Genomic DNA, 26,109 nt, shown 5'->3' on the forward strand with positions numbered 1-26,109 from the left:
GCCCCGCGCCGCCGAGGCGCTCCGCACCGAACCGCAGGCCCCCGCACCCGGAGGAACGATGACCACCGCCGCACCGGACGCCCCCGCGCCCGCCCCCGTCCGCCTGGACGCCATCGCCGACGCGATCGCCGACATCGCCGCCGGCCGCCCGGTCGTCGTGGTCGACGACGAGAACCGGGAGAACGAGGGGGACCTGATCTTCGCGGCCGAGGCCGCCACCCCCGAGCTGCTCGCCTTCATGATCCGCTACACCTCCGGCGTGGTCTGCGCCGCGATGGCCGGGGAGGACCTGGACCGGCTCGAACTGCCGCTGATGACCGCCGCCAACGAGGAGCAGATGGGCACCGCCTACACCGTCACGGTGGACGCCCGCACCGGTGTGACCACCGGGATCTCCGCGGCGGACCGGGCCCGCACCATCACCCTGCTGGCCTCGGCCCGCAGCACCGCCGCCGACCTGGTCCGCCCCGGCCACGTGCTGCCGCTGCGCGCCCGCCCCGGCGGCGTGCTGGTCCGCCGCGGCCACACCGAGGCCGCGGTGGACCTGGCGCGGCTGGCCGGCATGCGCCCCGCCGGGGTGATCGCCGAGGTGGTCAACGACGACGGCACCATGGCCCGGCTGCCCCGGCTGCGCGAGTTCGCCGACGAGCACGGGCTGCTCCTGGTCTCCATCGAGCAGCTCGCCGCCCACCTGGAGGAGACCGAAGGGGCGGTCCGCACCGCCGAGGCCCCGGCCGCCTCCCGCGCCCGCGAGGTGGAGCGCGCCGCGGAGACCCGGCTGCCCAACCGGCACGGCGTCTGGCGGGCGGTGGGCTACCTGGGCCGGGCCGACGGCGCCGAGCACGTCGCCCTGGTGATGGGCGAGGTCGCCGACGGAACCGGGGTGCCGGTCCGGGTGCATTCGGAGTGCCTCACCGGCGACGCGTTCGGCTCGCTGCGCTGCGACTGCGGCGAGCAGCTGGAGGCGGCGATGGCCGAGATCGCCGCGGCCGGCCGCGGCGTCCTGGTCTACCTGCGCGGGCACGAGGGCCGCGGCATCGGGCTGATGGACAAGCTGCGCGCCTACCGGCTGCAGGACACCGGCGCCGACACCGTCGACGCCAACCTGGAGCTGGGCCTGCCCGCCGACGCCCGCGACTTCGCCGCGGCCGCCGGGATCCTGGCCGACCTGGGGGTCCGCTCGGTCCGGCTGCTCAGCAACAACCCGGAGAAGGAGCGGGCGCTGGAGGCCGACGGCGTCCCGGTCCTGGAGCGGACCCCGATGCCCGCCGCCGTCACCCCGGACAACCTGCGCTACCTGCGCACCAAGCGGGACCGGATGGGCCACGACCTGCCCGGGGTCTCCGCCGCCGAATGACCTCCGGCGGCCCCGGGCGGAGGCACCGCCCGGCGCCGCCGGACCCGGAGCACCCGGGACACCGAGCCGGAAAACCGAGGAAGAGGACGGAAGCCATGAGCGTCACCGGACGCCCCGACGCCCAGGTGCCCGACGCGCCGGGCCTGACCCTGGGCATCGTCGCCGCGCGGTGGAACGCCGATGTGGTCGAACCCATGCTGGAGCGGGCGCTGGCCGCCGCCGAGGCGGCCGGCACCGAGCCGCCCACCGTGGTGCGCGTGGCCGGCGCGGTGGAGCTGCCGGTCATCGCCCAGGAGCTGGCCCGCGGCCACGACGCCGTGGTGGCGCTGGGCGCGGTGGTGCGCGGCGGCACCCCGCACTTCGACTACGTCTGCCAGGCGGTCACCCACGGGCTGACCGAGGCCGCGCTCCGCGAGTCCACCCCCGTCGCGAGCGGTGTGCTCACCTGTGATACGCAGGAGCAGGCGCTGGCGCGCGCCGGCCTGCCCGGCGGTATCGAGGACAAGGGGTGGGAGGCGGCCGCGGCCGCGATCGACTCCGCCCTGGCACTGCGCGCCCTGCGCGCCGGCGACCGGCGCGCGGCGGCGGCCCGCTAGCGCCCGAGAGCAGACAGCCGAGAGCGGAGAAGCACGAGAAGATGCCGACCAGCAGCAGTGGAGAGGCCGTTGTGGGCGAGGACACCGCCGGCGCGGGACCGCGGCTCCCCGCGGTGTACCGGCCCCGCAACATCAGGATCGTCGCCTACGGGTCGGCCGTGCTCCTCATCGCCACGATGACGGTGCTGGCCGCCATGCTGCCCCCGGACTGGAGGCTGCAGGACCGGGTGGGCCTGGTGCTGATGGGGGTGGTGTTCGCCGCGGTGCTGCACCTGCTCGGCCGGCCCCGGCTGATCGCCGCGGAGGACGGTGTGACGGTGGTCAACGGCATCCGCACGCACGTCCTGGAGTGGGCGGAGATCGTCGACATCGCGATGCGCGAGGGCGAGCCGTGGCCCTCGATGGACCTCTCCGACGGCTCCACCCTGGCGGTCATGGGGATCCAGAGCAACGACGGCCCCCGGGCCACCGCCGACCTGGAGGCCTTCAAGGGGCTCCTGGAGCAGCGCGGCGAGGCGCAGGAACCGGGCGCCTGACGGGGGCCGGGGGGAGCGCCGGGGAACCCGGTGCGGGCGGGCCGAACCGGACGGGTGCGCCGCGCGTCACACGGGTATGGACGTCCGGACCCGCAGAGGAAGCAAGTCCCGGCCCCGACGCAGCACCGCCGACCGGGCGAGCCTCGTGTTCTGGACCGCGGTCGTCGCCCTCGCGGTGATCGCGTTCCTGCTGACCTGAGGCGTCCGCACCGGCCGCGGCACTCCGCACCGACCGACCCGGAACCGACCGAACGGCCGGCCCCGCTCCCCGAGCGGGGCCGGTCCCGTTTTTCCCCCCGCCCTGCCCCGCCTCGCGGGGTCCCGCTCCGGCCGCGGGCCCCGCACGCCTCCGGCGGGGCCGGGGGACCGCGCTCCGGAGCCGCCGGATGCCCGGACGGCGGCCGGCCGGTGGAAGCCCTGGGCGATGTCGAATCCGGCCCAGGCGCTCAGCTTGTTCTTCAACCCGGGCGGGTGTGGTGCTCCTTCGGGCTCATGGTGCGTTCGGCCGCCTTTCCCGTGTCATGGCGCGGTGCCCGGCGCCGGTTCTTCGCCCCTCGGGGGGCGTCCGGGGCCCGGGGCCGGGGGGTTGGGGCGCACCGGCGGGACGGGCCGCCTCCGCGCGGGCGTTGCGAAGGCCCCGCCGCACCCGGGCCGGGCTCGACCGCCCCGGTGGCCGGGGCCGTTCCCGGGGGCGGGGCAGGTTCTCGGCGGCCGGGGCGGGCCGGGCGGAGCCGGGTGCGGGCGGCGGTCACAGGCCAGGTCCACCGGTCGGCCGCCTCGGTGCTCCGGCCGCCCCCGGGGGCGAAGAACAAGCCCAGGGCGCCCCTCCTGGCGGTCCGGGGTGCGGGGTGCGGCTCCTCCCGCCCGTCCCCGCCCTGCACGGCGATGGTCCGCGGATCCTGATCAGCGGTGTGGGAGAAGGCGCGGGACAGGGGGTCCCGCCTCCCGGGCCGTCGCGGGCGGCCGGGGTGGGAGCCGTCCCTGTCCCGCTCGCACGGCCCCATCGCCGCGACCGATCGGGCCGCACGCGAGAAGGCGGGGCCGGCGGAGGGCCGGGGAAATTCGGCGGGCCGCCGCCCCTCCCGTGTGTCGCAGGGCACATAGCCTGGGACATGAGTCCTCGACCGGGAGAGAGGGGAAGGGCATGGGCGCATTCGAGGCCCCCGACCGCCCGCGCGGCGCGGACGCGTCCGCATCCGCAGGCTCCTCCGGCGGGCCGGGCGGCGCCCCCGGGCCGGCGGACCCCGCCGCGCTCGCCGCCCTCCTCGGCGGGCAGGACTACCTCGCCGACGACGGCGCCGCCACCGCCTGCTTCCTCGCGCTGCGCATGGGGCGCCCGCTCTTCCTGGAGGGCGACGCCGGGGTGGGCAAGACCGAGCTGGCCAAGGCGCTCGCCGCCGTCCTCGGCTCCCCGCTGATCCGGCTCCAGTGCTACGAGGGCATCGACGCCTCCCAGGCCCTCTACGACTGGGACCACCCCCGCCAGCTGCTGCACCTGCGCGCGGCGCAGGCGGCCGCCCCCGGCGCCGGGGCGCCCGGCGGCCGGATCGCCGCCGAAGAGCTGGAGTCCGGCCTCTACGACCGCCGCTACCTGCTGGCCCGGCCGCTGCTGCGGGCCCTGGAGGCCGCCGCCGACCCGGCGCGCCCGGCGGTGCTGCTCATCGACGAGATCGACCGGGCCGACGACGAGTTCGAGGCGTTCCTGCTGGAGTTCCTCTCCGACTTCGCCATCACCATCCCGGAGCTGGGCGCCGTCCGCGCCCGGGTGCCCCCGCTCACCGTGCTCACCTCCAACCGCACCCGCGAGGTGCACGACGCCCTCAAGCGGCGCTGCCTGTACCACTGGATGCCGCACCCCTCCTTCGAACGGGAGGTCGCGATCATCCGCAGGCGCCGCCCCGAGGCGCCCGAGCACCTGGTTCGCGCGGTCGCCGCGGCCGCCCAGCGGCTGCGCGACCCTGAGCGGACCGGATTCGACCTGCTCAAACCGCCCGGTGTCGCGGAGACCATCGACTGGACCGCCGCGCTGGCCGCGCTGGGCGCCCCCGCCCTCACCCCCGACGCGGCCGCGCGCACCCTCGGCGCCGTCCTCAAGCACCGCGACGACCACGAGGCCGTCCGCCTCCGGCTGGACGCCCTGCTCGACGGGCGGCCGGAGCACGGCGCGGCGGAGGCGCCGCGATGACCGGGGCGGCGCGCCGCCCGCGCCCCGCGCCCCCGGCCGGCCCGGCCCCGCGGAGGCGGCGGTGAACGGCGCGGCGGTGCTCGGCGCGGACGGCGCGGCCGCCGCGATCGCCGGCTTCGCCCGCGCGCTGCGCGCCGCCGGCGTGCCCGCCGACACCGCGCGGACCGCGGCCTTCGCCGAGGCGCTGACCGCCGTCGACCCCGTCCGGGCCGGCGACGTGTACTGGGCCGGGCGGCTCACCCTCTGCTCCGGGCCGGACGACCTCGGCCCCTACGACGCCTGCTTCGCCGCCTACTTCGGCGGCGCCCGCCCGGCGGACGGCCGGCGCCGGCCCCCGCCCGGGCCGCCGCGCACCCCGCCCTGGGCCGCGGACGGCGGGGAGGACGCCGCCGGGAGGGGCGCCGTGCCGCACCCGGTCGCCGCCGACCGCACCGAGGTGCTGCGCCATGCCGACATCGGCCGGCTCTCCGCCGCGGAGCGCGCCGAGGTCGCCCGGCTCGTCTCGCTGATCCGCACCGGCCGCCCGCGCCGCCGGACGCGGCGGCGGGCCCCCGCCGCCCGGGGCGGCCTGGACCCCCGGCGCACCCTCGCCGCCGCCGCGCGCACCGACGGGGAGCCGATCCGGCTCCGGTACCGGGACCGCGCCGAGCGGCCGCGCCGGGTCGTGCTGCTGGTCGACGTCAGCGGCTCCATGTCGCCCTACGCCGAACCGCTGCTGCGCTTCGCGCACGCCCTGGTGCGCGGCCACCCGGCCGGTACCGAGGTGTTCAGCATCGGCACCCGGCTGACCCGGATCACCCGGGAGCTGCGCACCGCCGACCCCGGGCGGGCGCTGCGCGCGGCCGGCGCCGCCGTCCCGGACTGGCGCGGCGGCACCCGGCTCGGCACCGAGCTCAAGCGCTTCCTGGACGTGCACGGCGGGCGGGGCATGGCCCGCGGGGCGGTGGCGGTCATCGCCTCCGACGGGTGGGAGCGCGGCGACGCCGCCCTGCTCGGCGCCGCCACCGCGCGGCTCTCCCGGCTCGCGCACCGGGTGGTGTGGGCCAACCCGCACAAGGCCCAGCCGGGCTACCGGCCGCTCGCGGCGGGCATGGCGGCGGCGCTGCCGCACGTCGACGACTTCGTGTCCGGGCACAGCCTGGACGCGCTCGAACACCTGGCCGCCGCCATCGCCGGGGGCCGCCCCGAAGGAGGAGGACCACGTGCGTGACATCCGCTCGGCCGTCGCCGAGATGTACGCCGAAGGCGAGACGTTCGCCCTGGCCACCGTGATCGACACCTACAGCAGCTCGCCCCGCGAGCCCGGTGCGGCGATGGCCGTCGCCCCCTCCGGCGAAGTGGTGGGCAGCGTCTCCGGCGGCTGCGTCGAGGGGGCCGTCTACGAACTGGCCCAGCAGGTCATCGAGACCGGGCTGCCGGTGCGGGAGACCTACGGCGTCAGCGACGACGACGCCTTCGCCGTCGGCCTGACCTGCGGAGGAACCCTGCACGTCCTGGTGGAGCCGGTGGACCCCCACCGCTACCCGCGGCTCGGCGACGTCATCGCGGCCGTCGACGGCCACCGCCCGGTCGCGGTGGCGACCGTGGTCGGCGGCCCCGGCCCGCTCGGCGCCCGCCGCGTGGTGTGGCCGGACGGCGCCGAGGGGTCGCTGGGCGCGCCCCGGCTGGACGCGGCGATCGACGACGACGCCCGGGGGATGCTCGCCCAGGGCGGCACCGGGACCCTGCACTACGGCGCGGACGGCCAGCGGCGCGGCGACGAGCTGGAGGTCTTCGTCCAGTCTTTCGCGCCCGCGCCGCGGATGCTGGTGTTCGGCGCGATCGACTTCGCCGCGGCCGTCGCCGACATCGGCGCCTACCTGGGCTACCGGGTGACCGTCTGCGACGCCCGCCCGGTCTTCGCCACCTCCAGGCGGTTCCCGCGCGCCGAGGAGGTCGTGGTCAAGTGGCCGCACGCCTACCTCGCCGAGGTCGAGGAGGAGATCGACGAGCGGACCGCGATCTGCGTGCTCACCCACGACCCCAAGTTCGACGTCCCGGTCCTGGAGATCGCGCTGCGCACCCGCGCCGGCTACATCGGCGCGATGGGCAGCAGGCGCACCCACGACGACAGGGCGGCCCGGCTGCGCGAAGCGGGCGTCCCCCCGGAGCGGCTGGCCCGGCTGCACTCGCCGATCGGCCTGGACCTGGGCGCCCGCACCCCGGAGGAGACCGCGGTCTCCATCGCGGCCGAGCTGATCCAGACCCGGTGGGGCGGCAGCGGGCGGCCGCTCACCGACACCACCGGCCGCATCCACACCGAGCCGCTGGCCCGCCCGCTCGCGGCGGCCCGCAGGGACGGCTGACCCCGGAGCCCCCGGCCCGGCCGCCCCGGAACCGGGTCCCACCGGAACCGCGAACGGCCGACGGCCGGTCGGCGGACGGACGAGGCGGCCGGCGAACGGCCGGGCAGGACGGGAGGAAGGCCGGTCGGTGGGGAGGGGCGGCCGATGGCCGACCGGGCGGAACCGCGGCCGACCGGGTAGGGCGGGTGACGGACGGGACGGCGGCCGACGGACGGATGGGACGGCGGCCGGGCGGGACGACCGGCCAGGCCGGCGGACGGCCGACGGGCGGACGGCCGATCTGGGCGGCCGACGGAGTGAGTAGCGGACGGGCCGGCGGTGAGGAAGGGGACGGCATGTCCGAGGACCGACGCCCGCGGGTCGCCGGGCTGCTGCTGGCGGCGGGGTCGGGAAGCCGGCTCGGCCGCCCCAAGGCCCTGGTCGAACTGGCCGGGGAGCGCCTCGCCGACCGGGGGGCGCGGACGCTGCGCGAGGCCGGCTGCGCGCCGGTGCTGGTGGTCACCGGCGCCGCCGAGACCGCCGTCCCGGGCGCCTCGGCGGTGCACAACCCGGACTGGGCGAGCGGCATGGGCTCCTCGCTGCGGGCCGGACTGGACGCCCTGCCGCCCGGCGGCGCCGACGCGGTGGTGGTGGCCCTCGCCGACCAGCCGCTGGTCACCGCCGCGGCGGTCCGCCGGCTGATCGCCGCCGCCGAGGACGGGGCCGAGATCGCCGCCGCCTCCTACGCCGGGCGGCCCCGCAACCCGGTGCTGATCCGCCGGGAGCACTGGCCCGCCGTGCACGCCATGGCCGAGGGCGACGTCGGCGCCCGCCCCTTCCTCCGCGCCCACCCCGACCTGGTCACCCAGGTGGCCTGCGACGACGTCGCGTCCCCCGAGGACATCGACACCCCTGACGACCTGTACCGCCTGGAGGCCCTGCTCTCCGCCGCGCCCGCCGCCCGTCCGGAGGACGCGCCCTCCGATTCCCTCTGACCGGGGCGGAGGCGGTCGCCCGGGGGCGGCGTCTCGCGGGGTCGGGGTTCAGGCCGGCGGCGACGGCGAAGGAAGGGGCGGGGTGAGCACCCCGGCCGAGCGCGGCACCCCACGGGGCCGGGGTCCAAACCGGCGGCTACGGCGGGGAGGGGGACCGGCCGGTCGGTCGGGCACGGCGCCCCACGGGGCCGGGGTTCAAGCGGGCGGCGACGGCACAGGAAGGGCTGGGTGAAGGTGGTCGCCCGGGTACGGCGCCCCACGGGGCCGGGGTTCAAGCAGGCGGCGACGGCGGGGAGGGGGACCGGCCGGTCGGTCGGGCACGGCGCCCCACGGGGCCGCGGTTCAAACGGGCGCCGCGTTCACCGGCCCGGCGCGCGCTCCTGGCGGGAGAAGGCCGGGCCCGCCCCCGCCGAGCGGGGGGGTATGCCCGATATGCCGGGTAGTCGGTGCGGGGCGGGCCCGGGCGGGGCGGCCTGCGCACCCGGCGGCGGCCCGAACTACATCTACCAGCGAGTAGTAAGCCCGATCCCCCGCCCCGCCCCCTCGCCGGTCACTCAGAGTGGTGAAGGCGGGGCCTTGTGGGGGGACGAATGCGGCATCTCGCCCCCTCGCCGCGCCTCCCCGCCTTCCGGGCGGCCAGAACCCCCGATCACCCCCCGTTCGGGGCCATTCGGGCCCGGAACGGCCCGTTCCGGGCCCGGGATGCGCGCTCCGGAATCACCGGGGTGCTCTCGCGGTGCGCAGGGCGCCCCCCAGCGCCTTCACTCTCCGTGTTTGCCCAAGTCAGGAGGGTTGCGCTGGTCTCCGGGCGGCCGACCCCGGCACCCGGGGCAACGCCGGGGTGGCGATCTGGCCGCCCCGGCCCGCCCCGACCGGCTGGCCGGTGCCCCCTGCCTGCCGTCGCTGCCCGCTTGAACCCTCGCCCCGTGGGGTGCCGCGCTCGACCGGCTGGCCGGTGCCCCCTGCCTGCCGTCGCTGCCCGCTTGAACCCTCGCCCCGTGGGGTGCCGCGCTCGACCGGCTGGCCGGTGCCCCCTGCCCGCCGTCGCCGCCTGCCTGAACCCTCACCCCGTGGGGTGCCGCGCCCGGGCGACCGCCTTCGCCCCGGCTCCGTGGGCCGTTGCCGTGTGGAGCCGACCGTATCCCCAACGGCCTCTCAGCCGAGTAGGCCATCCAGCGGGATGAGGACGCCCGCGCCCAGGGTGAGCAGGCCGTTGGCGAGGAGCACGACGGCCATCGCCACGGAGCCGGCGACGGAGAGGCGGTAGGCGGCGAGCTGGGTGCGGGCCTTGCGCTTGCGGGAGGCGGCGGTGCGGCCGAGCAGGATCAGCGCCGCCCCGAGCAGTACCGGCAGCCACCACTGCGACCCGGCGCCGGCGGGCAGCAGGCCGGTCAGGCCGCTCGCCGCGTCGGCGATCGCGGAGACCGGCGGGCTCTCCCGGAAGTCGAGCAGGCCCTGGTAGGCGCCGAGCACCGCGGGGCTCTCCGGGAAGAAGCCCTCCGGCGGGAGCATCGACCGGCCCGCCCCGTCGACCAGGCCGAGCACCGCGGCGGGGTAGGCGAAGCGGCGGCACCGGCCCGCGCTCATCGCGCGCTCGATCTGCCGCATGCCCCGGTCCACCTTGCGCTGCTCGCCGGTGCGCGGCGGGACGCCCTGCGGCCGCCGGGCGGCCATCGGGTCGTAGGGGGCGTTCGGCGGCCGCTGCCGGTCGCCGGCGCCGTCCCGGGGGTCCGCGCCGCTGTGCGGCAGATGCTCGCGGACCTGGGTGAGCGCCGTCCCGGCCTTGGCCCGGGCGCCCTCCCAGCGGGCGCGGCGCCGGTCCCTGCCCTCGGCGATCTCCCGGCGGCGGGTCTCCGCGCCGACGGCGGTGGCCACCGGCATCAGCAGCGCCACCGTGACCAGTGCGGCGTTGGTCGCGATCTCCCCCGGGGCGCCCAGCGCCGTGCTCCGCTGGGCCCGCCACCACTCGGCGTGCCGGGCCGGGCCGCGCTGCGCCGGGTTCCACGCCTGGGCGCGCAGCCCGCGGCGCTCCCGGGGCGCCGCCTCGGGGTCCAGCACCAGCTCGGCGGCGTGCGCCCAAGCGCCGTCCCACACGTGCCCGCCGACGCCGGAGAAGTCCCCGGCGCCCTCCTCGGTGAGCCGCCGCACCGTGGCCTCGGCCTGCTCCATGATCAGCGGGACCTCGTGCTGCACCCGCTCCAGCAGGGCGCAGCGGCGGGCGCCGTCGTCGTGGCAGCCGGGGTGGTCGCACCAGTGCCGGGCGGCGTACTCCAGGGCCCCGCTCCGCACCGCCTCGCGCAGCACCGAGTGCCGGGACCGCTCGCCGGTGGCCAGCGCCAGCACCCCCTCGGCGCTGACGTCGTGCCCGCGGAACCGGGGCGTCATCCCCGGGATGAAGTGCGCGGCGAGCGCGCTGATCGCGGTGTGCGCCAGCTCCGGGCGGTCCTGCAGCGCGCTCAGCAGGGAGCGGTCGAAGGTGTAGTCGTTGACCTCGCGGTCCAGCCAGGTGCGCAGCGACGACCAGTGCGTGCGCAGCCACACCTCGCCCTTGTCGGACCGGTCCAGCAGGTCGAAGGCGAGGCTGGGCGGGTCGTGGTGGACCGCGTCGGCGAACACGATCGGGGCGTTGCGGCGGGCCCGCGCGACCACCGGCGCCTCGCCGTCCAGCCACTGCCGCACCTGGGCGTGGCCCCAGCGCTCGTCGGGCACCGGGGCGAGCAGGCCGCGGGCGAGCAGCCGCCACCGCTCGTCGGCGACGGCGGAGACGTCGATCTCCGCGCTCCGCGCGGTCAGCCAGTTCTCGCCGCGCGGCGGGCGCCTCCCGGCGGCCATCTCGTGCACGATCACGCCCAGCGACCACCAGGCGGCCGGGGCCTCCCTGCGGCCCTCGACCACCTCGGGGGCGGCGTACTCCTCGGTGATGGCGAGCCGCCCGTAGATCCGGCTCATCGTGGCCCGCACCGCGCCGCCGAAGTCGGTGAGCGCGTAGGCCGGCGGGTCCGCCGAGCGGACCAGCAGGTTCTCCGGCTTGACGTCGGTGTGGTTGTGCTGCAGCTCGGTCTGCCAGTGGTGCAGGCACTCGGCGACGCCGGCGAGGACGGCGCGGGCCTCCTCCTCGGGCAGCGGGGCCCGGTCGAGCACCGACCGCAGCGAGCCGTCGGGGAAGTACTCCTGCGCCTCCCAGGCGACCTCCTCGCCCCAGGCGCTGCGGGCGTGCCCGTAGCCGTGGATCGCCGGGGTGTGCGGGTCGGCCTCGCCCCGGGCGCGCAGCCGCTCCAGCAGCTCCCGGTTGATGTCGTGGCCGGGGCGGTAGACCTTCAGCGCGAGCCGGGTCCCGCCGCCCCCGCCGGAGCCGCCCCCGCCGTCCTTCGGCTCGGCCAGGTAGACGACGGCCTCGCCGCCGGAGCCGATGTGCCCGAGCACGGTGTAGCGCTCGCGGACCTCGGCCGGGACGGCGTAGTCCAGTTCGCCCGCGGGACCCACCACGGCCCGGGTGACCAGGCGGGCCGGGATCCCGGTGACGGCGCCGTAGGCCCGCCGCCACCACGGCGCCGGGCCGGTGCGGTCGCGGTGCACGGCGGTGGCGTCCAGCGGGCGCGGCGCGGTGCGGGTGCGGTCGATCCGGGCGGTGCGCTGCGGGGACGGGAGCACGCCGGTGGGCTCCGCGTCGCCCTCCTCCCGGGGGCGCAGCATCCGGGTGATCCGGTGCGTCCGCCCCGGCGCCTTGCCCTGCCCCGGGTCGAGCCGGGTGGTCGGCGCCGCCGGGTCGGAGGGGCGGACCGGGTCGGACTGGTTCGGATCGGCCATCGTGCGAGCGCTGTCCTTCGTTCGCGGTTCTTCGCCCGGGCCGGCCGGCGCGGACGGGGGAATGCGGACGGGAACGGGCTTGTGCCCCCTCCAGACTAGTCCGCCCGGGCGCGGCGGGCGGTGGGGCGGAACCCCCATTCTTCCCCTAAGTGATGTCCGGAACCGGTGGCGCCGGGAGGCGCGGTCCCGGCGGGGTCAGCCGTGCCCGCCGCGCCCGGCGTCCGGGTCGATGCCGAGTTCGACGCAGGCCTCGCGGTAGAGCCGGACCACCTCGCGGCGGATCTCGGCGCGCTCGGCCAGCGGGCGGCCCCAGGGGATCCGGACCGCGACCTCGGTGCCGCCGACCGTGGCGGCGTAGTCGCCGCCCTCGCCGTCCAGGCCGGTCATCCGCGCGGAGTCGGCGTCCGGGACGCCGCCCAGGGCGCGGCAGATCACCAGGGTGTCCTCCGGGTGGTCGCCGTTCATGTGCGCGGTCACCGCGCGCACGACGTCGGGGCCGAAGGGGTTCGGGGCGCTGGGCACGGAGTGCTCCGTTCCGGTCGGGGTCGGCGGGCGCGCGGAGGGCCGCGGGGCGGCCGCTCCGAGGGTATACGACGGAGCGTCGTGAAAGCGGGCCGGGGAGCGCGCCGCGGCCCTCCGGGGCGGCTCAGGCCGGGGCGAGGGTGAACTCCGCGTCGATCTCGATGCCGACCCGGTCGCCCACCACCACGCCGCCGCCGTCCATCGGCATCTCGATGTCGACCCCGAAGTCCTTCCGGTCGATCCGCCCCTCGGCGCGGAACCCGGCCCGCAGCGGCCCGTCGGCGCCCCGGCGGGCGCCGCTGAACTCCAGCGCCAGCTCCACCGGCCGGGTCCTGCCCTTGATGGTCAGGTCCCCGGTGAGGAGGAAGGCGTCGCCGTCGGCCCGCACCCCGGTGGAGGTGAAGGTCCACTCCGGGTACCGGGCCACCTCGAAGAAGTCCGCCGAGCGCATGTGGTCGTCGCGCTGCCGGCTGTGGGTGTTGATCGAGGAGGCGTCGATGGTGGCCCGCACCTGCGAGGCCATCGGGTCCTCCGGGACGGTCAGCACGGCGTCGAACACGTCGAAGCGCCCGCGCACCCTGCTGATCATCATGTGCCGCACGCTGAAGCCGACCTGCGAGTGCGCCGGGTCGATCCGCCAGGTTCCCGGGGCGAGCCAGGGCCCGGACGTCTCGGTCATCTGCCGACCCCCTGTTCCGGACGGTCCTCCGCGCGGCCGGTCCCGCTCCGGGGGGCGCCCGCGCGGCGCGGCGTCCGGGGACGGCTCCGGGAGGCGGGCGGGGGGATCGGCCGGTCGGTACCGATTCTGCTGGAGCGGTCCCCAACGGCGGGCAAGGGCCGGGCAACGGGAGCGCCACGCGCCGGCCGCGGGACCTGCCGCCGGGGTGACATCCGACTCGCCCGAAGGGGGCAAAGCCCGTTCCGGTCCCTGCCCGACCGTCCCGGTGGGTAGAGTCGCCAGACGTGACCAGACCGACCATCACCGGTGCTCAGCGCTTCCTCGACGACGACGGCTCGGCCGACCCCGAACTCGCCGCCCGACTGGAGAAGTACGCCCGAGGCGAGGTCGGGGACCGCCAGGTCCTCACCGCCCTCGCCCCGTCCCGCCTGCTCATCCCCGTGGTCGCCGTCCCGACCGAGGTGGAGGAGGGCGCCGGCGGCCTCAAGCGCGACAAGAAGAGCGAGGTCGCCACCCCGGTCATGGTCGGCAAGGACGGCCGCCGCGGCGTACTCGCCTTCACCTCGGTGGACGCGGTGAAGCGGTGGCGCGCCGACGCCCGGCCGGTGCCGGTCCCCGCCGCCGAGGCCTGCCAGGCCGCCCTGGACGAGGGCGCCGACGCCGTGGTCGTCGACGTCGCCGGCCCGGTCAACTTCGCGATCCAGGGGCGCTTCCTCACCGTGCTGGCCGAGGAGGGCCGGGTCCCCGAGCCCAAGGACGACCCGCAGGTCCTGGCCAAGATCTACCGGGTGACCCACACCGAGTTCGGCATCGAGCGGGTCCGCATCCACGAGTCCGAGCGCGCCGACATCGGCGTCCGCCTGGAGCTGGACAAGCGCGACGACTCATCCATGCGCCGGGTCGCCGACCGGCTCGCCGCCGAGCTCGCCCCGATCCTCCCCGGCGGCGTGGAGCTCAGCGCCGTGGTCCGCGCCCGCCGCGCGGACTGACCCCCGCGCCGGACCGGCGGGCGCCGGTGCCGCGCACAGGCCCGGAGCGCGGGGCGGACGGGCGCGGACCGGTCCGATAGGTTGCCGGGCATGCCCCCCTTCCCCTACTTCGACCTCGTCCTCGCGCTGGCGCTGGCCCCCCTCGGCGCCGCCGCGGGGGCGGCGCTCGGCCGCACCGTGGCGCTGTTCGGCCCGCACGACCCGGACCCGGGCGACGACTCCGGCCCGCCGCCGCCCCGCTGCCCGCACTGCGCCGCGGAGATCCCGTTCCTGCGCGGGCTGCCGCTGCCCGCGGTGCGCGGGTTCGCGCTCCGCGGCGCCTGCCCGTCCTGCGGCCGGACCGTGCCCGCCTCCGCCGCCACCGCCGTGCTGACCGCGGCGGCGTTCGCCGCTCTCGGCCACGCCTTCGGCGGCGGCCTGGGCGGGGGTTCCCCGGTCGCGCTGGCGGCGCTGCTCCTGCTCGCCGCGGTCGGGGTCCCGCTGGCGGTCATCGACGCCCGGGTGAAGCGGCTGCCCAACCCGCTGGTGCTGCGCTCCTACCTCCCCGCCGCGGCGCTGATCGCCGCCGCCGCGCTGACCACCGGGCCGGACTGGGGCGGGATGGCCGGCGCGCTGATCGGCGGCGCCGCGCTGTACGCCTTCTACTTCGTGCTCTGGTTCATCCACCCGGCCGGCATGGGCTGGGGCGACGTGAAGCTCTCCGGCCTGCTCGGCCTCTACCTGGGCTGGCAGGGCATCGGGAGCGCGGTCTCGGCCACCGTGCTCGCCTTCATCGCCTCCGCGCTGCTGGGCCTGGTGCTGATCCTGCTCCGCCGCGCGAACCGGAAGACCGAGATCCCGCTGGGCCCGTTCATGATCGGCGCGGCCCTGGCCGTCCTGGTCCTCGGCGACCCGCTTCCGCTGCTCATGGAGGCCTGAACCGGGCCCCGGCACCGGGTCCGGTGTCTCCCGCACCCCGGGGGCATGGGAGGATCATGGTCATGTTGCGCTGGCTGACCGCAGGGGAGTCCCACGGCCCGGCCCTGGTCGCGATCCTGGAGGGCCTTCCGGCCGGCGTGTCCGTCACCACGGACGACATCGCCGCCGCGCTGCGCCGCCGACGCGCCGGGTACGGCCGGGGCGCCCGGATGAAATTCGAACAGGACGCCGTCACCGTCATCGGCGGCGTCCGGCACGGCCGGACCCAGGGCGGTCCGATCGCCATCGAGGTGGCCAACTCCGAGTGGCCCAAGTGGGAGCGGGTGATGTCGCCCGACCCGGTGCCCGAGGAGGAGCTGGCCCAGGCGGCGCGGAACGCCCCGCTCACCCGGCCCCGGCCCGGCCACGCCGACCTGGTCGGCATGCAGAAGTACGGCCACTCCGAGGCCCGGCCCGTCCTGGAGCGCGCCAGCGCCCGGGAGACCGCCGCCCGGGTCGCCGTGGGCGAGGTCGCCCGCCGCTTCTGCGAGCAGGCGCTGGGCGTGCGCATCCTCAGCCACGTGGTCTCCATGGGCACCGTCTCCGTCCCGGAGGGCACCCTCCCCGGCCCGGACGACCTGGAGCGGATCGACGCCGACCCGCTGCGCGTGCTCGACCCCGAGGCCAGTGCGCGGATGGTCGCCGAGGTCGACGACACCAAGAAGTCCGGCGACACCCTGGGCGGCGTCGTCGAGGTCCTCGCCTACGGCCTGCCGCCCGGCCTCGGCAGCCACGTGCACTGGGACCGGCGCCTGGACGCGCGCCTGGCCGGCGCGCTGATGGGCATCCAGGCGATCAAGGGCGTCGAGGTCGGCGACGGCTTCCGCACCGCGGCCCGCCGCGGCTCGGAGGCGCACGACGAGATCGAGCCCGGCCCGGACGGGGTGCGGCGGCGCACCAACCGCGCCGGCGGGGTCGAGGGCGGGATGACCACCGGCGAGCCGCTGCGGGTGCGCGCCGCGATGAAGCCCATCGCCACCGTGCCGCGCGCGCTGGACACCGTCGACGTGGCCACCGGCGAGCCCGCGCAGGCGCACCACCAGCGCAGCGACGTCACCGCGGTGCCCGCCGCGGGCGTGGTGGCCGAGGCGATGGTCGCCCTGGTGCTCGCCGAGGCCGCGGTGGAGAAGTTCGGCGGCGACTCGGCGGCCGAGACCGCCCGCAACCTCCGCTCCTACCTGGACTCGCTGGCCATCACCTGAGACGCGCGGCGGCCGCGCCCCCGCGCGGCCGCCGGAGGAGAACCCGATGAGCACACCGATCACGGTCCTGATCGGCTCGCCCGGCGCGGGCAAGTCCACCGTGGGGCGGGCGCTGGCCGAGCGGCTGGGCGCCGCGCTGCTGGACACCGACGACGAGATCGAGGCCCGGGCCGGAAAGCCGGTCTCCGACATCTTCGTCGAGGACGGCGAGGAGGCGTTCCGCGCCCTGGAGCGCGCCGTGGTCGCCGAGGCCCTGTCCGGCTGGCCGGGCGTGGTCGCGGTCGGCGGCGGCGCGGTCGTGAACCGGGAGACCCGCGCCGACCTCGCCCGCCGCCACGTGGTCTACCTCCAGGTCGACTTCGACGACGCGGCCCGGCGGGTCGGCCTCAACCAGGCCCGCCCGCTGCTGGCCGGCAACCCGCGGGCCCGGCTCAAGAGCCTGCTGGAGGAGCGGCTCCCGATCTACGAGGAGCTGGCCACCGCCACGGTGTCCACCAGCGGCCTGCACCCGGAGGAGGTCGTCGACGCGATCGTCGCCCTCCTCCCCGAACGGGACGGGGGACGGGCGTGAGCACCACTCGGATCGGCGTGGGCGGCGGCGCGGAGCCCCGCTACGACGTGGTCATCGGCAGCGGCGTCTTCGGTGAGCTGCCCGCCCTGGTGGGCGAGGGGGCCGAGCGGGTCGCGGTGATCCACCCCGAGCCCCTGGGCGAGCTGGCCCGGCCGGTGATCGGCGCGCTGGAGGCGGCCGGCAAGCGGGTGCTGCCGCTGCCGGTGCCCGACGGCGAGGCGGCCAAGGACGCCGCGGTCGCCGCCGGGCTGTGGGCGCGCCTCGGGCAGGCCTCCTTCACCCGCAGCGACGCGGTGGTCGGGGTGGGCGGCGGCGCCGCCACCGACCTGGCCGGGTTCGTGGCCGCCACCTGGCTGCGCGGGGTGCGCGCGGTGCTGGTGCCCACCACGCTGCTGGCGATGGTGGACGCCGCGGTCGGCGGCAAGACCGGCATCAACACCGCCGAGGGCAAGAACCTGGTCGGCGCGTTCCACCCGCCGGCCGGGGTCCTGTGCGACCTGGCGACCCTGCCCGGGATGCCCGCCGCCGACTACATCGGCGGGCTCGCCGAGGTGATCAAGGCCGGGTTCATCGCCGACCCGGCCATCCTGGACCTGGTCGAGGCCGACCCGGAGGGCGCGGCCCGCCCCGAGGGCGCGCACACCCGCGAGCTGATCGAGCGGGCCGTGGCGGTCAAGGCCGAGGTGGTCTCCTCCGACCTCAAGGAGAGCGGCCGCCGGGAGATCCTCAACTACGGGCACACCCTGGGCCACGCCATCGAGCGCGCGGAGGACTACCGGTTCCGGCACGGCTACGCCGTCTCCATCGGGATGGTCTTCGCCGCGGAGCTGGCCCGCCTGGACGGCCGGATCGACGCCGCCCTGGTGCGGCGGCACCGCGAGATCCTCGCCTCGGTCGGGCTGCCCACCGGCTACGCGGCCGAGGCCTGGCCCGGCCTGCGCGACGCGATGCGGGTGGACAAGAAGGCCCGGGGATCGGTGCTGCGCTTCATCGTCCTCGGCGGCACCGCCCGCCCCGAGGTCCTCTCCGGCCCCTCCGCGGAGCTCCTCGACGCGGCCTACCGGGCGGTGGCCGCCGACTGACCGGGCGCTCCGCGACCCGGGGATGAACATCGGCACCCGGCGGAGCCACTAGACTTCGGTGTGCGGACCGGTGCCGATGCCGCACGCACGCCGGCACCCGCCGCGGAACGGACCGCCCGCACCGGCGGCCCGCCGCCGGCGCTCCGGTCCCCGCAGACCCTTTCTCGACCCCATGGAGAGACGACCGACGTGGCCACGACGAACGACCTGAAGAACGGCATGACCCTGAAGCTCGACGGCGGCGCGCTCTGGAACGTCCTCGAGTTCCAGCACGTCAAGCCCGGTAAGGGCGGCGCGTTCGTCCGCACCAAGCTGAAGAACGTCACCTCCGGCAAGGTCGTCGACAAGACCTTCAACGCCGGCGTCAAGGTCGAGGTGGCCAACGTCGACCGCCGCGAGATGGAGTACCTGTACCACGACGGCCAGTCCTTCGTGTTCATGGACACCTCCACCTACGACCAGCTCAACGTCCAGAGCGACGTCGTCGGCGGCAACGCCGACTACCTGCTGGAGAACACCAAGGTCACGGTCGCGGTGCACGACGGCAACCCGCTCTACGTCGAGCTGCCCGCCGCGGTCGAGCTGGTGATCTCCCAGACCGACCCGGGCGTCCAGGGCGACCGCTCCACCGGCGGCACCAAGCCCGCCACCCTGGAGACCGGCGCGGTCGTCCAGGTCCCGCTGTTCATCACCACCGGCGAGAAGGTCAAGGTCGACACCCGCAACGGCGACTACCTCGGCCGCGTCAACTGATGGCGGACGATCTCCGGCGGGGCGAGCGAGGGGCGGCGCACAGGTGAGCGGGGCACGACGCAAGGCGCGCAGACGCGCCATCGAGGTGCTCTACGAGGCGGAGCTGCGCGGCGCCTCGGTGGGCTCCGTGATCGAGCGGCGCCGCGCCCAGGCCGAGCCGCCGATCAACGAGTTCACCGAGCACCTGGCCGCCTCCGTGGACGAGCACCAGGAGCGGATCGACGATCTGCTCAACACCTACGCGATCGGCTGGACCCTGGAGCGGATGCCGGTCGTGGACCGCAACATCCTCCGGATGGGCGCCTACGAGCTGCTGTGGGACGAGGAGATCCCGGACGGCGTGGCCATCGCCGAGGCCGTCGCCGTGGCCAAGGAGCTCTCCACCGAGGAGTCGCCGACCTTCATCAACGGGCTGCTCTCCCGGCTGATGGAGAACAAGGCGGAGCTGTCCCTCTGACCTGCTCCGGGGCCCGCGCACCGCGCGCGGCCCCGGACCGGGCGGGGGCGCCGGACCGCCCCGCCGGCGGACCGGCCTCTGATATGTTGGCGCCGCCGGAGACCGCCCCGGACCGGCGGAAACGCGCTCGCGCGGGCGCCGCGCACCGGCCCGGGCCGAGCGGCCCGCCGCGCCGGGCCCCGGCGGGCGCTAGGAAGGGAACGTCGTGAGCGACAAGGGCGTCGGCACCGCCGGGCGAGCCCCGGCCGGCACCGCAGCGGACCCCGGACCCCGAACGGCGCGCAGCGCCGCGGTCTGGGAGGAGCTCCGCGCTCTCCTGGCCTCCCTGGCCGGCGCGGGCGAGGGCCCGCTGCGCATCGTCGACGCCGGCGGCGGCACCGGCGGCGCCGCGGTCCCGCTGGCCGCCCTCGGCCACGAGGTCACCGTCGTGGAGCCCAGCCCCGACTCGCTGGCCGCGCTGGAGCGCCGCGCCGCCGAGGCGGGCGTGCGGGTCCGCGCCTACCAGGGCGACACCCTCGACCTGCGCGCCCTGCTTCCCGAGGCCGAGGCGCACCTGGTCCTGCTGCACAACGTGCTGGAGTACGTGGACGACCCCGCCTCCGCCCTCACCGACGTGGTGGGCGTGCTGCGCCCCGGCGGAGCGGTGAGCGTGCTGGCCGCCAACGCCTTCGCCGCCGCCCTGCACCGGGTGCTGGCGGGCGGCGTCGCCGAGGCCCACCGGGTACTGGACGACCCGGACGGCCGGTGGGGCGAGGGCGACCCGATGCCGCGCCGGTTCACCGCCGAGGGCCTCACCGGCCTCACCGCCCGGGCGGGCCTGGTCGCCCCGCGGGTGCGCGGCGTCAGCGTCTTCGCCGACCTGCTCCCCGGCCGCTACGATGCGGGCCATGAGGAGGAGGGGGCCCTGGCCGCGCTGGAGCGGGAGGCGGCCCGCCGGCCGGAGCTCGCCGGGATCGCCACCCAGCTGCACGTGGTCGCCTTCCGCCCGGAGGGCTGACCCGACCCGCTCCTCTCCCGGGGGAGGACGCCCCCAACGATGACCCGGACGGGGAGCCATGAGCCGACGCCAGCTGGAACGCGGTGAGGCGCTGCGCGGGATGGTCGGCGCCGGCGGCATCCGGCCGCTGAGCGAGGCGGGACCGGAGGACGAGGCCGACTGCACCGTCCTCCACATCGACATGGACGCCTTCTTCGCCAGCGTGGAGCTGCTGGCCCGGCCGGAGGTGCGCGGCCGCCCGGTCATCGTCGGCGGCACCGGGCCGCGCGGCGTCGTCTCCTCCGCCGACTACCTGGCCCGCTCCTACGGGGTGCACTCGGCCATGCCGATGGCGCGGGCGCTGCGGCTCTGCCCGGACGCCGCGGTCCTCCCGCCCGACGGCCCGGCCTACCGGCGCGCCTCCGAGGCGGTGATGGACATCTTCCGGTCGGTCACCCCCGAAGTGGAGCCGGTCTCCCTGGACGAGGCCTTCCTGGACGTCTCGGGGGCCCGGCGGCGGCTGGGCGGACCGGTCCGCATCGCCGAGCTGATCCGCGAGCGGGTCCGCGCCGAGCAGCGCCTCACCTGCTCGGTGGGGGTGGCCGCGACCAAGTTCACCGCCAAGCTCGCCTCCACCCGGTGCAAACCCGACGGGCTGCTGCTGGTGCCGACCGCCCGGGTGCGCCCCTTCCTCGACCCGATGCCGGTGGGCGCCCTCTGGGGCGTGGGCGAGAAGACCGAGGGCTCCCTGGCCCGGCTGGGCCTGCGCACCGTGGGCGACGTGGCCCGGGCCCCGCGCGAGGCGCTCCGCTCCGAACTGGGCCGGGCCCTCGGCGACCGGCTCGCCGAGCTGTCCCGAGGCCGCGACCCGCGCCCGGTGGTGCCCGGCGCCCCGGACAAGAGCATCGGCGCGGAGGAGACCTTCCCGGTCGACGTCGCCGACCCGGGGGAGATCCGCCGGGAGCTGCTCCGGCTGGCCGAGCAGACCGCCCGCCGGCTGCGCGCCTCCGGGCAGGCCGGGCGGACCGTGGTGGTGAAGCTGCGGCGGGCCGACTTCTCCACCGTCACCCGCTCGCGCACCCTGCCCGACCCCACCGACCTCGCCCGGGAGATCGGTTCGGCGGCCCGCGCCCTGTACGCCGCCTCCGGCCTGGAGGGCGAGCCGCTGCGCCTGGTGGGCGTGCGGGTGGAGGGGCTGGCCGGCGCCGACCGGGCGCACCGGCAGCCGACCCTGGACGAGCCGGAGAGCGGCTGGCGCGAGGCCGAGCTGGCGATGGACGCGGTGGCCCGGAGGTTCGGCGCGGGCGCCATCAGACCGGCCAGTCTCGCCGGCCCCGCGGCCGATTCCGGCCGGGGCGGCGGGGCGGGTTCGGAAGGTGACCGGAATGACGGCCGCCGACGGTAACTTTTCCCCTCCCCGGTGCGTTGGAGCGGGTGTATGCGGCGGTGTGCGCACCGCTGCCCGGGGGGCGGGCGACCGCCTCCGGGGACCGGGGGAAGAATGGACGCACCCCGGAGGACGGGGCGGTGGAGAAACCGTTGGCCGCAAGGGTGGAAGCGGGGTTCGCGTAGCGGTGTTGAGGTTAGCCGGTGAGGGTAATGTGGCCGGTGTGGGACGGTCGCGGGCGTATCTCTACTTTCCAGTAGGCGCTAAGTCGCCGTATTCTGGGCATATCACTGACCAACAGACCGTCGTTCAGTACCCGTCACCCCAATCGGGGACTGTCATTGGGAGGCGCCGTGCCGCTCTCTGAACACGAGCAGCGCATGCTCGACCAGATCGAGCAGGCGCTGTATGCCGAGGATCCGAAGTTCGCGAACACCGTTCGCCAGACGAACCCGATGGTCCACTACAAGCGGTGGATCATCAAGGCGTCCATCGGTTTCGTGGTGGGCATCTGCGTCCTCATGGGCGGAATGATCCTCCAGCAGCCGGTGGTCGGCGCACTCGGATTCATCATCATGCTCGCCTGCGCCCTGCTGGGACTCTCCGGATGGCGCAAGGGCGCCGGCGGCGCCCAGGGGGCCGCCACAGCCAAGGGCTCCAAGCCCGCGCGGAAGGAGCGCCCCGGCATGATGCACCGCTTCGAGGAGCGCTGGCGCCGCCGCCAGGAGGGCGACGGCTGACACCCGGCGCCGCCGAGCGCCCGGCCCGGCCGGGCCGACCGGCCCCGGGGGGCGGTTACACGGACGACGAGGCAGCGCGCCCGCCGCGACGACGGCGGGCGCGCTGCCTTTTCCCGTTCCCGGGGCCCCGCTCCGCGGGGCGCCCCGCCCTTCCCCGGTGGTCCCGCCGCCCCGCGGCGCCGGGACCGCCGTGCGGCTCGGGGCGCCGGCTCTCCCGCCCGCGCCGGCACCGCTGCCGGACCAGCGGCCCAGGGCGCCGGACCGCTGATGGGAGAAGCCCGCCCCGGGCGATGATCGTGGAGTTGCGGGGCCGTCAGAGCGCTCTGACGGCCCCGCAACTCCACGACCATCGGGGGAGGGGGAGGGAGCCGGGTGTTCTGCTGCGCCCGCCGCCTTCTCCCCTCGAGGGTCTAGCCGCCCTCCGGGGAGAGCCGGGCGCCCGCCGGCCCGGCCGGCCGGGCCGGGAGGCGCAGCAGGGAGCGGGGCAGCAGGGCGGCGCGGGCCCGGGCCGCCGGGGGAGCCGAGCGGCGCAGGGCGACCGAGAGGGCGCGCAGGTCCGCGGGGAGGGACGGCCCGACGGCCGGCTCCGGCGCGTAGCGGGCCGTCTCCTCGGCGCGGGCGAGCCGGTCCAGGGCCTCCGCGGAGCCCTCGTCCAGTGCGGCGGCCGCGGTGACGCGCAGCGCCGCGGCGCGCGGGCTCTCCGCCCCGCTCCAGCCCAGTCCCAGGTCGAGGCAGAGGTCGCGGACCTCGGCCCAGGCCGCCTCCGCGGCGGCGGCCGGAGCGGCGGCTCCGGCGCGCACGGCCCGGGCCCGGCGCCGCGCGGCGCGCAGCAGCGCGGGCAGCAGCACCAGGACGGCGACCGCCGCCGCCGCGGCCAGGGCCGCGGCCGCCTGCGGGCCGCCGCCGTCCCCCGGAGCGGCCCCGCCGGAGTCGGGCGCCTCCCGGCCGGGGGCGGCGGCGTCCTCCCGGTCCGGCGCGTCGGCCTCGTCCTCCCCGGCGGCCTCGCTCTCCTCGGGGCCGGGGGAGGGGGACTCCGCGCTCTCCGGGTCCGACGGGGCGGAGGGGGCGCCGGTGGCGTACTCCGGAACGGAGGCGGTGCCCTGCCCGTCGCCCGGGGTGGGCTCGAAGCGCAGCCAGCCCTGGCCGGGGAAGTACAGCTCCGGCCAGGCGTGCGCGTCGGACTCGCGGACCAGCCAGCGCCCGTCGGCGGCCCGGGTGCCGGAGGTGTAGCCCACCGCGACCCGGGCGGGGATGCCGAGCTGGCGCGCCATCAGCGCCATCGACGCGGCGAACTGCTCGCAGTAGCCCACCCGGGAGTCGAAGAGGAAGTGCGCCAGCGGGTCGGCGCCCTCCGGCAGGGCCGGCGGGCTCAGGTCGTAGCGGAAGCCGCCCTCGCCGGTGAACCAGTCCTGCAGCGCCACCGCCTCCGCCAGCCGGCCGTCGGCGCCCTCGGTGATCGACCGGGCCAGCCGCGCCACCCGGTCGTCCACCCCGGAGGGCACCACCAGGAACCGCTCGTCCGGCGCGCCCGCCCCGGAACCGGTCAGCCGGGCCGGGTCCGGCCGCACGTCCAGGCCGACCACCCGGTACTCGGGGGCGGGGTCCTGCACCGAGGTGCCGAAGACCATCAGGCTGTCGGGGTCGGCGTACCACTCCCCGTCGAGGTCGAGCTCCCGGGCCGGGTAGGGCAGCGGGAGGAAGGCGCTCTCCTGGAGGTCCCGCATGAGGGTGATGTCGTAGCCGACCCGCTCGTGGTCGCCGCCGATCAGACCGGGCACCGGCGGCAGCGCCTCCCCCTCCAGCAGGTCGCCGTCGTCCAGCCGGACCGGCGACATGGTCCAGTCGGTGCCGTCGAACGCGTCCAGCACGAAGGTGCGCAGATAGGCGGGGGAGGGGGCGTCGGTGGTGTACTCCAGGACGACGGCGTCGGAGCGGGAGCCGAGGTCGTGGCGGAGCGAGACCAGCGGGTGCGAGGTGGTCACCGTCCGGTCCGGCCCCGGCGGCCCGGCCATCTCGTAGACCGAGCCGGACGCCAGGTTGGGCAGGGCCACCGGAACCAGCAGGGCCAGGGCGAGCGCGGCGGCGGCGACCCCGGCGGAGAGCAGCCCGTGGCGCAGCGCGCCGAGCGTGCGGGAGGCGGCCGCGCCGGCGTGCGGCGCCCACCCCGAGCCGCGCACCCAGCCGTCCACCGCGAGCAGCACCAGGTAGCCGCAGGCGGCCAGGGCGAACGCCCCGGTCCCGACCCCCTCGTCGTCCACGGCCAGCGGGATCAGCAGCATCGCGAAGAGCGGGACGCCGGTCAGCGCCGGGGTGCGGGCGGTCACCGAGAGGACGTCGCCGACCAGCCCGGCGGCGGCCGCGCCCACCGCGAAGACCAGCGCGATCGCGGCGCTGTCGGCCACCGGGGGCGGGTTCGCGTCGATCTCCCGGCGCCCCTCCAGGAGGAGCCGGCCCAGCTCGTCCAGGGACGCCGGGGTGGGCAGCAGCCCCGCCACCGCGGTCTGCGGGGCGAACACGGCGGTGACCAGCACCAGCGCGGTGAGCAGCTGCGCCGGCGGGACGAGCAGCGCCGCGCCCCGCGGCAGGAACCGCAGCCCGGCGCCGACCAGCGCCATCCCGGTCAGCACGGCGGCGGACGCGGGCCACCAGCCGCCCCCGGACACCAGCGGGGCCGGCAGCGACAGCCCGCACAGCACCGCCCCGGCCGAGGCCAGGGCCAGTACCGCGGAGCGGAGTCCGGACGTCATCGCGGGCCTCCCGCGGCCGGGGCGCCGCGCACCGGGGTCCCCCAGGCGGCGGGCAGGTCGGAGGGGCGGCCGATCACCAGCACGCGCCAGCCGGCCGAGGTGAGCGCGGCCGCCGCGCCCTCGGCGCCGGCCGGCCGGGCGGTGCAGAGCACCGCGGTGCGCGGCCCGGTGGCGCCGCGCGCCGCGGAGGAGAGCGCCTCCAGGTCGGCGGGGGCGAGGGCGCCCAGAACGGCGACCACCGGCCCGGAGCCGGCGGAGCGCAGCGGTTCGGCGCCCGCGGCCAGCCCGGTGCGGGCCGAGGCGGGCGCCAGCGCCAGCGCCTCCACCACCCCGGCGGGGCCGGCGGCGGGCACGCCCGGCTCACCGCCGTCGGTGAGCAGCCGCACCCGGCGGCCCTGGCCGGACAGGTGCACGGCGACCGAGGCCGCCGCGCTGACCGCGGTCTCCAGGGTGGACTCCGGGCCGGACCCGGTGTGCGCGGCGGCGCGCAGGTCCACCAGGACCGCCGCGCCGCCGTCGTGCCGGGCCTCCTCGCGGCGGACCATCAGCTCGCCGTGGCGCGCGGTGCTGCGCCAGTGCACCCGGCGCAGCTCGTCGCCGGAGCGGTAGGGCCGGGGCACCGGGTCGTCCTCCCCGGAGGCGGCCATCACCCGGGCGGGGCCGCCGCCCGGCTCGGCGGCGCCCGCGGGCGACCCGCCGCCGCCCAGCGGCACCACCTCCGGCGTCACCATCAGCACGGCGGGCGCGCCGAGGTCCCGAACGGCCCGGAAGCAGCCGAGCGGATCGCCCAGGGTGACCCGGAGCGGCCCGACCGGGTACAGCCCGCGCGCCGAGGCGCGGACCCGGTAGGCCAGGTCGCGGTCGCGGCCGGGGGCCAGCAGCCCGATCCGGAACCGGGGCGGCTCGCCCAGCGCCGGCGGCAGCAGGTCCTCGGCGAGCACCCCGCCCAGCGGGCGGAGCGCGCCGCCGTTGGAGACCCGCAGCGCCACCTCGGCCTCGGAGCCGACCGGGGCGCGGGCGGGGTGGAGCGCGCGGCCGTGCCCGATGCCGCGGAAGGCGCCGAGCAGGGACAGCCGGGACAGCAGCGGGAGCGCGAGCAGCAGCACGCCCAGCGCGACCAGGTCGCGCTCGCCGACGAACAGCCCGCCGGCCAGCACGGTCGCCCCGGCGAACAGCAGGCCCACGCCCCGGGGGGTGAATGCTCTCAGCGGTCTCACCTCGTTTCGGGGCGGTGCCGCCGGCTCCCG

General features: G+C 77.5%; 23 protein-coding genes. 18 read left to right on the forward strand and 5 right to left on the reverse strand.

All coding sequences use genetic code 11. The annotated features are described in order from the left end of the window. The first annotated feature begins 58 nt into the window (after nt 1–58). The 8 genes from J0910_RS12055 to J0910_RS12090 all read left to right on the forward strand — a co-directional run bounded on the left by J0910_RS12055 (nt 59) and on the right by J0910_RS12090 (nt 7,993). Nucleotides 59–1,357, forward strand: coding sequence for a bifunctional 3,4-dihydroxy-2-butanone-4-phosphate synthase/GTP cyclohydrolase II (locus tag J0910_RS12055; protein WP_420161966.1), 1,299 nt, complete (start codon nt 59–61; stop codon nt 1,355–1,357). 95 nt (nt 1,358–1,452) lie between these two features. Next, nucleotides 1,453–1,953: a 6,7-dimethyl-8-ribityllumazine synthase gene (ribH, locus tag J0910_RS12060; protein ID WP_420158592.1), complete on the forward strand. Its 501-nt coding sequence runs from the start codon at nt 1,453–1,455 to the stop codon at nt 1,951–1,953. A 41-nt stretch (nt 1,954–1,994) separates the two neighbouring features. After that, nucleotides 1,995–2,489 carry a PH domain-containing protein gene (locus tag J0910_RS12065; protein ID WP_420158593.1) on the forward strand — a complete coding sequence of 165 codons (495 nt, stop codon included), beginning with the start codon at nt 1,995–1,997 and terminating at the stop codon, nt 2,487–2,489. Nucleotides 2,490–2,565: 76 nt separating this feature from the next. Continuing rightward, on the forward strand, nt 2,566–2,688 hold the full coding sequence (locus J0910_RS12070; RefSeq protein WP_420158594.1) for a hypothetical protein: 123 nt from the start codon (nt 2,566–2,568) through the stop codon (nt 2,686–2,688). A 945-nt stretch (nt 2,689–3,633) separates the two neighbouring features. Then, on the forward strand, nt 3,634–4,674 hold the full coding sequence (locus J0910_RS12075; protein ID WP_420158595.1) for an AAA family ATPase: 1,041 nt from the start codon (nt 3,634–3,636) through the stop codon (nt 4,672–4,674). Nucleotides 4,675–4,735: 61 nt separating this feature from the next. Then, nucleotides 4,736–5,884: a vWA domain-containing protein gene (locus J0910_RS12080; protein ID WP_420158596.1), complete on the forward strand. Its 1,149-nt coding sequence runs from the start codon at nt 4,736–4,738 to the stop codon at nt 5,882–5,884. Further along, complete coding sequence (locus J0910_RS12085) at nt 5,877–7,019, forward strand: XdhC family protein (protein WP_420158597.1); 1,143 nt, start codon at nt 5,877–5,879, stop codon at nt 7,017–7,019. The genes J0910_RS12080 and J0910_RS12085 overlap by 8 nt, the downstream gene beginning before the upstream one ends. 335 nt (nt 7,020–7,354) lie before the next feature. After that, nucleotides 7,355–7,993: a nucleotidyltransferase family protein gene (locus J0910_RS12090; RefSeq protein ID WP_420158598.1), complete on the forward strand. Its 639-nt coding sequence runs from the start codon at nt 7,355–7,357 to the stop codon at nt 7,991–7,993. A gap of 1,155 nt (nt 7,994–9,148) precedes the next feature. On the opposite strand, the gene J0910_RS12095 is transcribed toward J0910_RS12090, so the two are convergent. The 3 genes from J0910_RS12095 to J0910_RS12105 form a co-directional block, all read right to left on the reverse strand. Further along, nucleotides 9,149–11,800, reverse strand: a complete 2,652-nt coding sequence (locus J0910_RS12095; protein WP_420158599.1) for a protein kinase domain-containing protein — start codon at nt 11,798–11,800, stop codon at nt 9,149–9,151. 195 nt (nt 11,801–11,995) lie between these two features. Then, entirely contained in the window at nt 11,996–12,265 is a 270-nt protein-coding gene (locus J0910_RS12100; RefSeq protein WP_420161967.1) for a DUF2470 domain-containing protein, read from the reverse strand. Nucleotides 12,266–12,446: 181 nt separating this feature from the next. Next, nucleotides 12,447–13,001 carry a YceI family protein gene (locus J0910_RS12105; RefSeq protein WP_420158600.1) on the reverse strand — a complete coding sequence of 185 codons (555 nt, stop codon included), beginning with the start codon at nt 12,999–13,001 and terminating at the stop codon, nt 12,447–12,449. A gap of 284 nt (nt 13,002–13,285) precedes the next feature. On the opposite strand from J0910_RS12105, the gene J0910_RS12110 reads away from it, so the two are divergent. From J0910_RS12110 to J0910_RS12155, 10 genes are all read left to right on the forward strand, one after another. Next, nucleotides 13,286–13,990 (forward strand): SseB family protein, encoded by a 705-nt coding sequence (locus J0910_RS12110; RefSeq protein WP_420158601.1) that lies wholly within the window; start codon nt 13,286–13,288, stop codon nt 13,988–13,990. Nucleotides 13,991–14,080: 90 nt separating this feature from the next. Continuing rightward, nucleotides 14,081–14,908: a prepilin peptidase gene (locus tag J0910_RS12115; protein WP_420158602.1), complete on the forward strand. Its 828-nt coding sequence runs from the start codon at nt 14,081–14,083 to the stop codon at nt 14,906–14,908. Between the two features lie 62 nt (nt 14,909–14,970). Continuing rightward, the gene (aroC, locus tag J0910_RS12120) at nt 14,971–16,149 is read left to right on the forward strand and encodes a chorismate synthase (protein ID WP_420158603.1); all 1,179 of its coding nucleotides are present in this window, start codon (nt 14,971–14,973) and stop codon (nt 16,147–16,149) included. 46 nt (nt 16,150–16,195) lie between these two features. Beyond that, on the forward strand, nt 16,196–16,720 hold the full coding sequence (locus J0910_RS12125) for a shikimate kinase (RefSeq protein ID WP_420158604.1): 525 nt from the start codon (nt 16,196–16,198) through the stop codon (nt 16,718–16,720). Beyond that, nucleotides 16,717–17,802 (forward strand): 3-dehydroquinate synthase, encoded by a 1,086-nt coding sequence (gene aroB / locus J0910_RS12130; protein WP_420158605.1) that lies wholly within the window; start codon nt 16,717–16,719, stop codon nt 17,800–17,802. The genes J0910_RS12125 and aroB overlap by 4 nt, the downstream gene beginning before the upstream one ends. A 189-nt stretch (nt 17,803–17,991) precedes the next feature. Then, complete coding sequence (gene efp / locus J0910_RS12135) at nt 17,992–18,555, forward strand: elongation factor P (RefSeq protein WP_420158606.1); 564 nt, start codon at nt 17,992–17,994, stop codon at nt 18,553–18,555. Between the two features lie 43 nt (nt 18,556–18,598). Continuing rightward, the gene (gene nusB / locus J0910_RS12140; RefSeq protein WP_420158607.1) at nt 18,599–19,012 is read left to right on the forward strand and encodes a transcription antitermination factor NusB; all 414 of its coding nucleotides are present in this window, start codon (nt 18,599–18,601) and stop codon (nt 19,010–19,012) included. Between the two features lie 205 nt (nt 19,013–19,217). After that, complete coding sequence (locus J0910_RS12145) at nt 19,218–20,009, forward strand: methyltransferase domain-containing protein (RefSeq protein WP_420158608.1); 792 nt, start codon at nt 19,218–19,220, stop codon at nt 20,007–20,009. Between the two features lie 58 nt (nt 20,010–20,067). Then, entirely contained in the window at nt 20,068–21,393 is a 1,326-nt protein-coding gene (locus J0910_RS12150) for a DNA polymerase IV (RefSeq protein WP_420158609.1), read from the forward strand. A 335-nt stretch (nt 21,394–21,728) separates the two neighbouring features. Next, complete coding sequence (locus tag J0910_RS12155) at nt 21,729–22,115, forward strand: DUF3040 domain-containing protein (protein WP_420158610.1); 387 nt, start codon at nt 21,729–21,731, stop codon at nt 22,113–22,115. A gap of 410 nt (nt 22,116–22,525) precedes the next feature. Here J0910_RS12155 and J0910_RS12160 read toward each other — a convergent pair whose 3' ends face one another. Beyond that, nucleotides 22,526–24,862: a transglutaminase TgpA family protein gene (locus tag J0910_RS12160; protein WP_420158611.1), complete on the reverse strand. Its 2,337-nt coding sequence runs from the start codon at nt 24,860–24,862 to the stop codon at nt 22,526–22,528. Beyond that, the gene (locus J0910_RS12165) at nt 24,859–26,046 is read right to left on the reverse strand and encodes a DUF58 domain-containing protein (protein WP_420158612.1); all 1,188 of its coding nucleotides are present in this window, start codon (nt 26,044–26,046) and stop codon (nt 24,859–24,861) included. The genes J0910_RS12160 and J0910_RS12165 overlap by 4 nt, the downstream gene beginning before the upstream one ends. Nucleotides 26,047–26,109: the final 63 nt, after the last annotated feature.

This window comes from Nocardiopsis oceanisediminis, assembly GCF_048595525.1.
GTDB classification, from domain to species: Bacteria; Actinomycetota; Actinomycetes; order Streptosporangiales; family Streptosporangiaceae; genus Nocardiopsis_A; species Nocardiopsis_A oceanisediminis.

Excerpts from the sequence above, each read along its gene's own strand:
- J0910_RS12055 (WP_420161966.1), top strand. The coding sequence starts at position 59 with ATGACCACCGCCGCACCGGACGCCCCCGCGCCCGCCCCCGTCCGCCTG.
- ribH (WP_420158592.1), top strand. The coding sequence starts at position 1,453 with ATGAGCGTCACCGGACGCCCCGACGCCCAGGTGCCCGACGCGCCGGGC.
- J0910_RS12065 (WP_420158593.1), top strand. The coding sequence starts at position 1,995 with ATGCCGACCAGCAGCAGTGGAGAGGCCGTTGTGGGCGAGGACACCGCC.
- J0910_RS12070 (WP_420158594.1), top strand. The coding sequence starts at position 2,566 with ATGGACGTCCGGACCCGCAGAGGAAGCAAGTCCCGGCCCCGACGCAGC.
- J0910_RS12075 (WP_420158595.1), top strand. The coding sequence starts at position 3,634 with ATGGGCGCATTCGAGGCCCCCGACCGCCCGCGCGGCGCGGACGCGTCC.
- J0910_RS12090 (WP_420158598.1), top strand. The coding sequence starts at position 7,355 with ATGTCCGAGGACCGACGCCCGCGGGTCGCCGGGCTGCTGCTGGCGGCG.
- J0910_RS12095 (WP_420158599.1), bottom strand. The coding sequence starts at position 11,800 with ATGGCCGATCCGAACCAGTCCGACCCGGTCCGCCCCTCCGACCCGGCG.
- J0910_RS12100 (WP_420161967.1), bottom strand. The coding sequence starts at position 12,265 with ATGAACGGCGACCACCCGGAGGACACCCTGGTGATCTGCCGCGCCCTG.
- J0910_RS12105 (WP_420158600.1), bottom strand. The coding sequence starts at position 13,001 with ATGACCGAGACGTCCGGGCCCTGGCTCGCCCCGGGAACCTGGCGGATC.
- J0910_RS12115 (WP_420158602.1), top strand. The coding sequence starts at position 14,081 with ATGCCCCCCTTCCCCTACTTCGACCTCGTCCTCGCGCTGGCGCTGGCC.
- aroC (WP_420158603.1), top strand. The coding sequence starts at position 14,971 with ATGTTGCGCTGGCTGACCGCAGGGGAGTCCCACGGCCCGGCCCTGGTC.
- J0910_RS12125 (WP_420158604.1), top strand. The coding sequence starts at position 16,196 with ATGAGCACACCGATCACGGTCCTGATCGGCTCGCCCGGCGCGGGCAAG.
- J0910_RS12150 (WP_420158609.1), top strand. The coding sequence starts at position 20,068 with ATGAGCCGACGCCAGCTGGAACGCGGTGAGGCGCTGCGCGGGATGGTC.
- J0910_RS12160 (WP_420158611.1), bottom strand. The coding sequence starts at position 24,862 with ATGACGTCCGGACTCCGCTCCGCGGTACTGGCCCTGGCCTCGGCCGGG.